At 67.5% G+C, this 12,000-nt stretch carries 11 protein-coding genes and 1 riboswitch; of the genes, 3 read left to right on the top strand and 8 right to left on the bottom strand.

Annotated elements, in window-relative coordinates; genetic code table 11:
* Positions 1-314 precede the first annotated feature (314 nt).
* From ACFU5M_RS25600 to ACFU5M_RS25580, 5 genes are all read right to left on the bottom strand, one after another.
* Complete coding sequence (locus tag ACFU5M_RS25600; RefSeq protein WP_379053243.1) at positions 315-1,571, bottom strand: acyl-CoA dehydrogenase family protein; 1,257 nt, start codon at positions 1,569-1,571, stop codon at positions 315-317.
* A 26-nt stretch (positions 1,572-1,597) separates the two neighbouring features.
* Entirely contained in the window at positions 1,598-2,473 is an 876-nt protein-coding gene (locus tag ACFU5M_RS25595; protein ID WP_379053241.1) for an SDR family oxidoreductase, read from the bottom strand.
* Between the two features lie 75 nt (positions 2,474-2,548).
* Positions 2,549-3,418, bottom strand: coding sequence for a MaoC/PaaZ C-terminal domain-containing protein (locus tag ACFU5M_RS25590; RefSeq protein WP_379053239.1), 870 nt, complete (start codon positions 3,416-3,418; stop codon positions 2,549-2,551).
* Positions 3,415-3,858, bottom strand: coding sequence for an SRPBCC family protein (locus ACFU5M_RS25585; protein WP_379053237.1), 444 nt, complete (start codon positions 3,856-3,858; stop codon positions 3,415-3,417). The genes ACFU5M_RS25590 and ACFU5M_RS25585 overlap by 4 nt, the downstream gene beginning before the upstream one ends.
* Positions 3,859-3,899: 41 nt before the next feature.
* Entirely contained in the window at positions 3,900-5,117 is a 1,218-nt protein-coding gene (locus tag ACFU5M_RS25580) for a lipid-transfer protein (RefSeq protein WP_379053235.1), read from the bottom strand.
* Positions 5,118-5,480: 363 nt separating this feature from the next.
* Between ACFU5M_RS25580 and ACFU5M_RS25575 the strand changes: the two genes are divergently transcribed.
* The gene (locus ACFU5M_RS25575) at positions 5,481-6,122 is read left to right on the top strand and encodes a TetR/AcrR family transcriptional regulator (RefSeq protein ID WP_379053234.1); all 642 of its coding nucleotides are present in this window, start codon (positions 5,481-5,483) and stop codon (positions 6,120-6,122) included.
* A gap of 34 nt (positions 6,123-6,156) precedes the next feature.
* On the opposite strand, the gene ACFU5M_RS25570 is transcribed toward ACFU5M_RS25575, so the two are convergent.
* The 3 genes from ACFU5M_RS25570 to ACFU5M_RS25560 all read right to left on the bottom strand — a co-directional run bounded on the left by ACFU5M_RS25570 (position 6,157) and on the right by ACFU5M_RS25560 (position 10,769).
* The gene (locus ACFU5M_RS25570; protein ID WP_379053232.1) at positions 6,157-7,395 is read right to left on the bottom strand and encodes an MFS transporter; all 1,239 of its coding nucleotides are present in this window, start codon (positions 7,393-7,395) and stop codon (positions 6,157-6,159) included.
* Between the two features lie 300 nt (positions 7,396-7,695).
* Positions 7,696-8,913: an NADP-dependent isocitrate dehydrogenase gene (locus tag ACFU5M_RS25565; RefSeq protein WP_040864988.1), complete on the bottom strand. Its 1,218-nt coding sequence runs from the start codon at positions 8,911-8,913 to the stop codon at positions 7,696-7,698.
* A gap of 362 nt (positions 8,914-9,275) precedes the next feature.
* Positions 9,276-10,769 (bottom strand): MFS transporter, encoded by a 1,494-nt coding sequence (locus ACFU5M_RS25560; protein WP_379053231.1) that lies wholly within the window; start codon positions 10,767-10,769, stop codon positions 9,276-9,278.
* A gap of 133 nt (positions 10,770-10,902) precedes the next feature.
* On the opposite strand from ACFU5M_RS25560, the gene ACFU5M_RS25555 reads away from it, so the two are divergent.
* Positions 10,903-11,616 carry a TetR family transcriptional regulator gene (locus ACFU5M_RS25555; protein ID WP_379053228.1) on the top strand — a complete coding sequence of 238 codons (714 nt, stop codon included), beginning with the start codon at positions 10,903-10,905 and terminating at the stop codon, positions 11,614-11,616.
* 52 nt (positions 11,617-11,668) lie between these two features.
* Positions 11,669-11,779: riboswitch (SAM riboswitch) on the top strand.
* 16 nt (positions 11,780-11,795) lie between these two features.
* Entirely contained in the window at positions 11,796-11,984 is a 189-nt protein-coding gene (locus ACFU5M_RS25550; protein ID WP_379053227.1) for a hypothetical protein, read from the top strand.
* Positions 11,985-12,000 lie beyond the last annotated feature (16 nt).

Here is a 12,000-nt window from a genome sequence, read left to right as displayed (position 1 = left end):
CGCGGACGCAGCGATCACTCGGACGCGAGCCGGGCCGCGAACGGGACATGCTCGGTCTCGCTTCGCTCGAAACCGGGAGTCGGGGTTGAGCTGGGGGCGTCGGAATTCGAACTCCGGGCATAGGGCACGCGGCTCGGTGCGGCGGCGGGCGGGCATTACCAAGTCCGCCTCGGTCGAAACCCCGTTATCAGGACCAAGTCGGCACATCGACACCCGAACTCGGGCATAGCGCACGCGGCTCGGTGCGGCGGGCGGTGTCGCGCGAGCAAGTGCGGTACCGCTCCCCCTGCCGTGCGAGGTCGGCCGGCTCGAAACTACTGCGCGAGCAGCCCCTTCGCGATGTGGGTCACCTGGATCTCGTTGCTGCCCGCGTAGATCATCAGCGACTTGGCGTCGCGCGCGAGTTGCTCGACGCGGTACTCGGTCATGTAGCCGTTGCCGCCGAAGAGCTGGACCGCTTCCATCGCCACCTCGGTGGCCGCCTCGGAGGCGTACAGCTTCATCGCGGAGGCCTCGGCCAGGGTCGGGGGTTTGCCCGCGCGGCCCCGCTCCAGCGTGTTGAACACCATGTTCTGCACGTTGATCCGCGCGACCTCCATCCGCGCCAGCTTCAGCTGGACCAGCTGGAATCGACCGATCTCCTGGCCCCACAGCTTGCGGCTCTTGGCGTACTCCACGCACAGCCGATGACACTCGTTGATGATGCCCAGCGCCATGAAGGCCACGCCGACGCGCTCGGCGGTGAAGCTGGACCGGGCGCTGTCGCGGCCGTCGCCGCCCTTGTGCTCCTCGCTCTCGCCCAGCAGCCGGTCCCGGCCGACGCGCACGTTGTCGAAGAACAGCTCACCGGTCGGCGAGGAGTGCAGGCCCATCTTCTTGAACGGCTTGCCCTGGGTGAGGCCGGGCATGCCCTTGTCGAGCACGAAGGTGAGCACCTTGCGCTCGCGCTTGTCGCCGCCCGACCCGTCGTCGAGCTTCGCGTAGACGATCATCACGTCGGCAAAGGGACCGTTGGTGATGAAGGTCTTCTGACCGTTGAGCAGATAATCCTCACCGTCGCGCTTGACGTAGGTCTTCATGCCGCCGAACGCGTCGGAACCGGAGTCCGGTTCGGTGATCGCCCACGACGCGACCTTCCGCATGGTGACGATGTCCTCGAGCCAGCGCTGCTTCTGCGCCGGGGTGCCCCGCGACATGATCGTGGTGGCGCCGAGACCGATGCTCACGCCCATCGCGCTGACCAGGCCCATGCACACCCCTGACAGCTCACCGATGAGCACCGCCATCAGCGATTCCTGTCCGGCGAAGGGGCTCGAGCCGGAAGCCTTCTTCTCCGGTTTCGGCTCCCCCGCCACGGCGGCGGCCTCCCGCGCCTCCTGTTTGGCCAGCATCTTCTGCACGGCCTCGCCGCCCATCACGTCGATCCCGAACTCGCGGAACAATTTCCGGATGACCGGGTACGGCGGCAGTTCGCCGCTGTCGAGCGCGTCCAGGTTGGGACGGATCTCCTTGTCGATGAACCCCCGGACGGCATCGCGGATCAGCACATCGGTCTCGGACCATTCGAACATCGTCGTTCTCCTCACATTCCCCTAGATCAGGGCAGCCGGACGGCGATGTCGTCGATCAGCCAGGGGCCCTCGGTCTCGATGGTCTTCACATCGTGCCAACCGGCCAGCTCGGAGATCGCACCGCCCTGCACCGCGAAAACCTTGCCGGTGATCGGGCACGTCTCGGCGGCCAGGTAGGCGACCAGCGGTGCGATATTGGCCGGGGCGAAGGCGTCGAACCCACCCTCGGACGACTCCGCCTCGGCCGCCAGCATCTCGCCCATGCCAGGGGTGGCCAGGGTGAGTCGGGTGCGCGCGATCGGCGCTATCGCGTTGACCCGCACGCCGTAGCGCGCCAGCTCATCGGCCGCCACCAGGGTCAGTGCGGCGATCGCGGCTTTGGCCGCGCCGTAGTTGGCCTGGCCCGGGTTGGGCAGGGTGGTGCCCGACGCCGAGGCGGTGTTGATCACGGCGGCGTTGGGCTGGTTGCCCGCCTTGGACTGCTGCTTCCAGTACGCGGCGGCATGGTGCAGCACCGCGGCGTGGCCTTTGAGGTGCACGGCGATCACCGCGTCCCACTGCGCTTCGGACATGCCCGCAATGAAGGCGTCGCGCAGGATGCCCGCGTTGTTGACCACGGCGTCGAGGCGGCCGAACTCGGTGACCGCCTGTTCGACCAGCTTCTGCGCGCCGTCCCAGGTGGCGACGTCGTCGGTGTTGGCCACCGCCTTGCCGCCGGCGGCGACGATCTCGCGCGCCACCTCTTGGGCGGGACCGCTGTCGGCCCCCTCGCCCGCGTTACTGCCGCCGAGGTCGTTGACGACCACCGCGGCGCCCTCCCGTGCGAACAGCAGTGCGTGCTCGCGGCCGATGCCGCGACCCGCACCGGTGATGACGGCGACCCGTCCGGCCAGTACGCCCATGTGTTTGTCTCCTGAACTCGCGCCGCATCCGGCGATGGGAAAGAACGCGGCGGAATCCGTGCCGCCGCTCGATGATCAGTCGGTGATCTCGGCCAGTCCGTCGCTGAGCACGACATCGCCGTCGCGCACGGTCTCGAAGGCGTAGCGGGTGACCCCGCCGGAGGAGCCGGCCTTCCAGATGCGGGTCTCCAGATCGTCGCCGGGGAAGACCAACCCGGCGAAGCGCACCGCGAAACGCCTGAGCCGATGCACGTCCGACTCCGCGACTTCGGTGAGCACCGCCCAGGACGCGAACGCCATGGTGCACAACCCGTGCGCGATGATGCCCGGCAGTCCGGCGTCCTGGGCGACTTGCTCGTCCAGATGCAGCGGCACCGGATCGCCGGACGCCGGTGCGTAACGGAAGGTCTGGTCGCGGTCCACGTGCTGCGCCACGACCGCGACCGGCTCCTGCTCGCGCAGCCGTACGTCGAACTTGTGCGCCGGAGCGGCCGCGCCGACCGTCTTGCCCGCGTCGATGTTGCGGAAGAAGGCGGTCAGGTATTGGTCGTTGACCGGTTCGCCAGCGTCGGTGCGGCATTCGATGCGGAGGGTGATGGTCGTCCCGTTGGGGCGGCTGGTGTAGCCGATCGCCTTGGCGCGTGACACCAGCCGGTCCCCGGGCCGGATCGCGCGGTGGAAGTGGAAGTCCTGCTCCCCGTGCACGACGCGGCCGAAGATGTCCATCGGCGCGACATCGATGACGGGCATCATCATGGCCTCGAAGACCGGGACGATGGCGAAGACCGGCCCGGCCACCGTGCCGGCCAGATGCGCGGCGATCGGATCGTTCGTCGCGGCCGCGTATTCCGCGGCGCGCTCGGCGGTGACGTCGAAACGCTCCTCGTCGGACCAGGTCTCCAAGCCGCTGTCGTCGAACTCGACGACACGAGCGGTGGCGCTCATGCTGGGGCCTTCGCGGCGAGGGCGTCGAGTTGTTCGAGGGATCGGTCCAGCTGTTTGCTGCCGTCCTTCTCCACCGCTTTGCCGAGCGCGCCCTTGATCAGGGCGCCCTCGAAGTCGCCGGACACCAGGATGGTGCTTCCCTCGCCGTTGGGCCGGATGTCGAAGGTGAATTCGGTCTTCACCCCGGCCATGCCGGTCCCGCCGAGGGTCAGTGTGTGCGGCGCGTTTACCGAGACGATGGTCCATTCCAGCTTGTTCGCCATGCCGAGCATCACGATCTTGGCGACCAGCTTGACGCCCTCGGTCAGCACGGCGGGCGGCTCCTCCATGAAGCGCTCGTGGATGGTGAACCACTTGTCCCAGGTCTGCGGGTCGGAGACGACCGCCCACAGGGCCTCCGGGGCGGCGTTGACGTCTTTGGTGGCTTCGATGTGTCCCATATGTCGACTCCTCGTCGAGTTCGTCCGCGGCCGGGCCGCGTTCAGCGATCGGCGCGTTGGTAGGCGGTGACCACGGCCGCGCCGCCGAGGCCGATGTTGTGTTGCAGCGCGGCGGTGACGCCGTCCACCTGCCGCTTGTCCGCGGTGCCGCGCAGCTGCCAGGTCAGTTCCGAGCACTGCGCGAGACCTGTCGCACCGAGCGGATGCCCCTTCGAGATGAGGCCGCCGGAGGGGTTGACCACCCATGTGCCGCCGTAGGTGGTCCGGCCGTCGTCGACCAGCTGTCCCGCCTCGCCTTGGCCGCACAGTCCGAGCGCTTCGTAGAGCAGCAGTTCGTTGGCCGAGAAGCAGTCGTGCAGCTCGATGACCTGGAAGTCCTCCGGGCCCAGCCCCGCCTGCTGATAGACCTTCCGCGCGGCCTGAACGTTCATGTCGTAGCCGATCAGATTCTTGGCCGACTCGTCGAAGCTCGAGGCGAAGTCGGTGGTCATCGCCTGGCCGACGATCTCCACCGCCTGCCCGGCGAGGCCGTGGGCGTCGACGAACTCCTCGCTCGCGAGGATGACCGCACCCGACCCGTCGGAGGTCGGCGAACACTGCAACTTGGTGAGCGGGTCGTAGATCATCCGCGAGGCGAGAATGTCATCGAGCGTGTACTCGTCCTGGAACTGCGAAAACGGGTTGTTCACCGAATGCTTGTGGTTCTTGTAGCCGATCTTGGCGAAATGCTCGGCGGTGGTGCCGTACTGCTTCATGTGCTCGCGCCCCGCGGCACCGAACATCCACGGCGCCACCGGGAAGAGCACTTCGGAGATCTCCGCCAGCGCCATGATGTGCTTGGCCATCGGCTGTTCTCGGTCGTCCCAGGTGGACCCGAGCGAGCCGGGTTGCATCTTCTCGAAGCCCAGCGCCAGCGTGCATTCCGCCAGGCCGCCCCGGATCGCCTGCGCCGCGAGGTACAGCGCCGTCGAGCCGGTGGAGCAATTGTTGTTCACGTTGACCACCGGGATGCCGGTCATGCCGAGTTCGTAGACGGCACGCTGCCCGGAGGTGGATTCGCCGTAGACATAACCGACGTAGGCCTGTTCCACCAGGCCGTAAGCGATGCCCGCATCGGCGAGCGCCTTGGTTCCCGATTCCCTGGCCATGTCCGGGTAGTCCCACGCGCGGGTGGTGCCGTCGGCTTCCTCGACCACGCGGCGGCCCGGCTTCTCGAACTTCGTCATCCCGACACCGACCACGTAGACCTTGTTCGCCATCGAACTCCTCAGTTTGTGCGTACGCCGCGAGGCGGCCGAACCAGTAAAAACAAACATACAAGGTTGTATGTAAGTGGGCAAGAAGTCCGCGCGGAGGCGCAAACCCCACGCAAGTAACCAGCCGATTGCGCCCTGCCTGCGACATACAGTGAGACATGCATGTTCTTCGATTACTGTGCCGGAGATCGCTCCGAGCGCACCAGAGATTCGTCGCCGAATAATTGAGAGGGACGCCGCTCGGCGACGATATGCGCGGGCGCAAGAAAGGAGCACCGAAGCGTTTCGAACGGCCCGACGCGACCATGATGGCACCCGCTCGACGGCCAGAACATACAGCAGTGTATGTAAGTGTAAGATCGAGCGATGGCCAGGAGCGTAGTCGTGAAGCAGCAGCGCCGGACGCAGGAGCAGCGCAGCACCGAGATGCGCACACGCTTGCTGGACGCGACAGTGGACTGCCTGGTCGAGTACGGATACTCCGGCACAACGACGCCGCGAGTGGCCGAACGCGCGGGGGTGACTCGCGGGGCCCAAGTGCATCACTTCGGCTCGAAGACCGATCTCGTGGTGGCCGCGATCAGTCATCTCGCTCAGCTGCGCGCCGAGACCGCCATGCGGGAGATGTCCCGGGTCGAGGCCGGTGCCGATCCGGTGACGGCGGCGCTGGAGTTCCTGTGGGACCTGCACCAGGGTCCACTGTTCATCGCGACCGTCGAGTTGTGGGTGGCGGGACGGACCGATCCGGTACTGGCCGCGGCGATGGAGAAGGTCGAGCCGTTCGTCAACAACGCCGTCCTACTGGCGGTCGCCCGTTTCGTGCCGGACGACGTGCGCCGCAAAGAGGCGCGCGACTTCATCTACACGGCCATGGACGCGCTGCGCGGCATCCTGATCTCGAACTTCATCGACCCGGACGCCGAACGCGCCCGTCGCCGGTGGCGCCGCGCCTCGGCGCATTTGCACGAGATCGCGGGCCGCGCGCTGGCCGGCCAACCCGCCGAATAGTCCGCACACCCGGCCGGTCCGCCCGGCGGCGGTGCTACTGCTGCGTTGCCACCGCGGCGGGCGCTACCCGGCCCCGCGACCTCCGCGCGATCCAGACCGTGACCGCGAACAACAACACGCCGGTCGCGGCCAAGGCGGCGCCGACCACGGCCGGGGCCGTGTAACCGAGGCCGGCCGCGATGACCAGACCGCCGAGCCAAGCTCCCGCGGCGTTGGCGATGTTCAAAGCGGCGTGGTTGAGGGCGGCGGCGAGGGTCTGGGCATCCGCCGCGACATCCATCAGGCGGGTTTGCAGGCCGGGCGCCAGCGCGGCCCCGGAGGCGCCGACCAGCAACGCGCCGAACGCCGCCGTGTAAGGGTTGTGCGCGGCGGCGACGAAGCCCCCGAGGATCACGGTCATCGCGACCATCGACACCGAGACGGCCCGGTCAACGCCCCGGTCGGCGAGCACGCCGCCGACGATGTTTCCGACCACCATGCCCACGCCGAACAGCATCAGTACCAGGGGGACCGCCCCCGGCCGCAGACCGGCGACGTCGGTGAGCGTAGTCGCGATGTAGGTGTAGACGGCGAACATGCCGCCGAACCCGACGGCGCCGACGAGCAGCGTCAAGAGCACCTGCGGACGGCGCAGCGCGCCGAGTTCGGTCTTCGGATCCGTCACCGTGATGCCGGTGAGTTCCGGGAGGAAGCGCAGCAGGGCCGCTACGGTGCAGACACCGATCAACGCGACCACCACGAAGGCGTCGCGCCAGCCGAGATGCTGCCCGAGCCAGGTGGCTGCGGGAACGCCGACGACGTTGGCGGCGCTCAACCCCAGCATAACCGCGGCAACCGCTTTGGCCCGCTGTCCCGCCGGTGCCAGGGTGGCGGCGGCCAGCGAGGCGACACCGAAGTAGGCGCCGTGCGGCAATCCCGAGACGAAGCGCGCCAGAACCAGCGTCTCGAACGAGGGAGCCAGCACGGTCGCCGCGTTGCCCACGGTGAACGCCACCATGAGCGCGACGAGCAGCCGCTTGCGCGCCATCCGCGCGCACAGCGCCGCGATGAGGGGCGCGCCGATCACCACGCCGAGCGCATAGGCCGAGACCGCGTGCCCCGCGGTCGGCTCGGAGACGTGCATGGCCGAGGCGATATCCGGAAGCAAACCCATGGTGACGAATTCGGTCGTCCCGATCCCGAATCCGCCGAGAGCCAGCGCAAGCATGGCCGGTAAGTGCCAGTCGGTGCGTCCAGGCGGGGCGGTCGTGCTGGTCGTCGCAGGGCTGGTCACGTGTTCATGTAACCGGTCCCGACCCCTGATCGCTTCCCGGGCGGACGTGAGTTCGCCCACCGTGACATCGATGAACGACGCTGGTCGACACCGCGAATCGCATATAACGGACAGGGGTCCGATCGGCACGCCACTTGGTAGGAATGCCGGGGCGAATGAAACAGTGCGGGCACCCGTTCCACCGGTGGGTGGGGCGGGTGCCCGATGTTCAGCCCGGCGCTGGGTGAGCACCCAGCGCCGGAGTCGGCCGAGCGACGCGGCTCGGCCCCGCGGTTCGGCGCCTTGTCGGCGACCGCGAACTCAGCGCAGTGCGCGAGCCAGGTTGGCGTCCAGGGCGCCGAGGAACTCCTCGGTGCTCAGGTAGCCCTGATCCCCGCCGACGAGCAGCGCGAGATCCTTGGTCATCTGGCCGCCCTCGACGGTCTTGATGACGACGTCCTCGAGGGTCTGCGCGAAGCCGATGACCTCGGGGGTGTTGTCCAGCTTGCCGCGGTGCTCGAGCCCTCGGGTCCAGGCGAAGATGGACGCGATCGGGTTGGTCGAGGTCGGCTTGCCCTGCTGGTGCTGGCGGTAGTGCCGGGTGACCGTGCCGTGCGCGGCCTCGGCCTCACAAGTCTGCCCGTCCGGGGTGAGCAGTACCGACGTCATCAGGCCGAGCGAACCGAAGCCCTGGGCCACGGTGTCGGACTGCACGTCGCCGTCGTAGTTCTTGCACGCCCAGACGTAGCCGCCCTCCCACTTCATGGAGGAGGCGACCATGTCGTCGATGAGACGATGCTCGTAGGTCAGGCCCGCGGCGTCGAACTGGCTCTTGAACTCGGCGTCGAAGATGTCCTGGAAGGTGTCCTTGAACATGCCGTCATAGGCCTTCAGGATGGTGTTCTTCGTCGACATGTACACCGGGTAGTTCTGCTGCAGGCCGTAGTTGAACGACGCCCGCGCGAAATCCTCGATGGACTTGCGGAAGTTGTACATGCCCATGACGACGCCGCCGTCCTCGGGCATCTTCACGACCTCGTGCACGATCGGCTCGCTGCCGTCGTCCGGGGTGAAGGTCAAGGTGACGGTGCCGCCCTGGAACACCTTGAAGTCGGTGGCGCGGTACTGGTCGCCGAACGCGTGGCGGCCGATGATGATCGGCTTGGTCCAGCCGGGAACCAGCCGGGGAACGTTCGAGATGATGATCGGGGCACGGAAGATGGTGCCGCCCAGAATGTTGCGGATCGTGCCGTTGGGCGAACGCCACATCTTCTTGAGGCCGAATTCCTTGACCCGCGCCTCGTCCGGGGTAATGGTGGCGCATTTCACACCGACGCCGTGCCGCTTGATTGCTTCGGCGGCGTCGACGGTGACCTGGTCGTCTGTCTTGTCGCGGTACTCGATGCCCAGGTCGTAATACTCCAGGTTCACATCGAGGTAGGGGTGGATCAGCTTGTCCTTGATGAACTGCCAGATGATCCGGGTCATCTCGTCGCCGTCGAGTTCTACGACGGTACCTTCAACCTTGATCTTGGACATGGATCTTCGTGTCCTCCTAGGATGGTGCCCTCATTGCACGGCCAGGCGAACACGCTTGTGAGCGGACCCCAGCTGTTCCAACAGACAACGTATATGTCCCGCGTTGTCGGCGAGACGTGTGGCGCAAACAAGACGAGCGTACTGCTGCCCGAGTCCTCACCGCACGGGCAGCCCCCGGAGTGAGCTGCGCCACCTTTGTTACCGATTGGTAGGTCGGCGGCGGCTCTTCGGGACCGCGAGGGACATCGTGAGACCGCCGTCGTCGCCATGATCCGCCTTCCGTCCATGCCCGGCAACCATCCGGCAGACGACAAGGTCCGCGCGACGTCGGTGAACGTCGCGCGGACCCCGTCAACAGCGGATCAGACCCCGACCGGGATCCGGGCCCCTTCTTCGGACCCTTCGATCAGGTTCTCCGGCCGGTCCCGGATCATCAGCGCGATGATCGGGACGGCCGCGAGGAAGAATCCGGCGCCCACATAGAAGGCCACGTCATAGCTGTGGATCGCGGCGCGCGCGGCCAGGTTGTCGATGCCAGGGTTGTCCTGCGCGAAGGACTTCGCGACCTGCACCGAGATCGTGGTGAGCAGCGCCGTCCCGACCGCACCGCCGACCTGCTGCGCCGCGTTCAGCAGCGCGGAGGCGACGCCCGAGTCCGCTTCCTCCACCTGATGCAGCGCGACCGTCTGCATCCCGACGAACAACGGACCCATGCCGAGCGCGATGAGCACCTGCGCGGGCAACACCCCGGCCAGGAAGCTGTCGCCGTAGCTCAGCTGGGCCAGCAGCAGCAGGCCGATGACGCCGAGCACGGCACCGGCCAGCATCAGCGGACGCGGGCCGAGCTTCGGCAGCAATGCGCTGGTGACACCAGCCGAGATCGCGATGCCCGCCGGGAAGGGCAGGAACGCGAAACCCGCCTTCAGCGCGGAGTAGCCGAGCGTGATCTGGAAGTAGAAGCTCAGGAACAGGAACATCGCGAACATCGCGATCGGGATGAGCAGGGCGGCGAGGAACGCGCCACCGCGGTTGATCTCACCCGGGATGTGCAACGGCAGCAGCGGGTTCGACGAGCGCCGTTCGATCGCGACGAAGGCGACGAGCAGGGCCGACCCGGCGACGAGCAGCGCCAGGGTGCTGCCGGCCAGCCAGCCGTCGTCGGCGGCGCGGCTGAAGCCGTACACGATGGCGATCAGGCCGAGCGTCACCGTGACAGCACCGGGGATGTCATATCCCCCGGTGCGCGGCGTCGGCACGTCCTTCGCCACCCAGGCCAGCGCCCCGACCAGCGCGAGCAGCGCGATCGGCGTATTGACCAGCAGGCACCAGCGCCACGACGCGTACTCGGTGAGCGCGCCACCCGCGATCAGGCCGAGTGCCGCGCCGCCCGCGGAGATGCCCGCGAACACACCGAACGCGGTGGCCCGCTCGCCGGGCTCGGTGAAGGTCACCGACAGGAGCGAGAGCGCGGCCGGGGCCAGCAGCGCGGCGAAGGCGCCCTGCAACGCGCGCCCGGCGAACAGTTCCGCGCCGGTCTGCGCGAGACCGGCCAGCGCCGAAGCGCCCGCGAAGCCGATCAGGCCGATGATGAAGATTCGGCGGCGGCCGAGGTAGTCGGCCAGCCTGCCGCCCAGCAGCAGCAAGCCGCCGAAGATCAGCGTGTAGGCGGTGAGCATCCACTGCCGGTTGCCGTCGCTGATGTCGAGATCACGCTGCGCGAACGGCAGCGAGATGGTCACGATGGTGGCGTCCAGCACCACCATGAGCTGGGCTAGTGCGATCACAGTCAGCGCGAGCCAGCGCGCTGAGCCGACCGCTTTGCGCGGCGTGTGCGCCGCTGTCCCGGTTTCCGTCACGGTCGTCTCCTCGTCCTTCGATGTCGGAAGTCATCCTGTCATCGAGCGACATTTGTCGTCAAGAGAAAAATGTCGCATTACGACATTTGACCGTTAAAGACAGGAAAACAGCGGGTTGCGTTAGCATGGGGGCATGCTCGAGTCATCGGCGCCGATGGGCGCGAGCGCTGCGGCCGACCGTGCCGCGGGCGCCCCCGCGACCACAGGGCTGCGCGAACGCAAGAAGCAGCAGACGAGGTTGCGCATCATCGCGGCAGCCCTGGATCTGTGCGACACACAGGGCTTCGACGCGACCACGATCGAGCAGATCGCCAACGAGGCGGAGGTATCGCCGCGCACGATCAACCGCTATTTCGACAGCAAGGAGGACATCGTCCTCGGTCCGGTCCAGGACTTCGGGCGCACCATCGCCGAGACGCTGCGCCGGCAGCCACGCACCGGCAACGAACTGCAGGCGCTGCTCGCGGCCTTCCTGCACGTGGTCGATCAAGCCGCCGAGGCGGGCGAGGCCGATCCGTTGTCTTTCCGGCAGTTCCAGAAGATGCAACGAATCATGCGCAGCAGCCCTTCGGTCAGCGCGCGCAGCCTCGAACACGCCGACGACAAGGAGACGGCGATCGCGGCGGTTGTCGCCGAGCGCCTCGGGGTCGAACCGGACGCGCGCGCGGTACGGCTCATCGTCGGTACCTGGCAACTGATCGGTCATGTCGGCATGGAGTGCTCGGACGACGCGTTCCTGGACGAGGATCTGTCGACCGCGACAAGGGCCGGACGCGCCGCCTTCACCGAGGCCTTCGACGAGTTCGTCCGCACCTGCTGCGGGGCGCCGACCGCCGCGGACCAGTGAGTTCGGTGGAGGATTTCGAGCGCTGACCGCGCGCCGGTTATGATGCCGGGCAGGTCATGAGTATTAGCGCCAAGCCCCGGCTCGCTGGTCGGCAACCCTCCATCCGCGGTGGGGTGCTCCGGGTGATGACCTGGCTCCCGAGAGCCGGGAGCAAGCGCGTAACAGGAGGTCGCCGGCATGTGTTGTTGTTCGTCACCCACACGCCGCTAACCCTGCTGTACCGGCGAACACCTGTTTGGGAGCAAACCATGAGTGAATTCACCGCGCCCGGGGCCGAGCTGGACCCGGCAGCGCCGTACAGCCGTGTAGCCGGCATCGCGAACATTTCGGCCGATCTATGCGCCGGCTTCGTGACGGCAGCGACGTGACCGTGCGCACCGAACC

Origin of the sequence: Nocardia sp. NPDC057455 (assembly GCF_042802775.1) — a bacterium.
Lineage (GTDB): Bacteria > Actinomycetota > Actinomycetes > Mycobacteriales > Mycobacteriaceae > Nocardia.
This window is presented reverse-complemented; position numbering and strand designations above follow the sequence as displayed.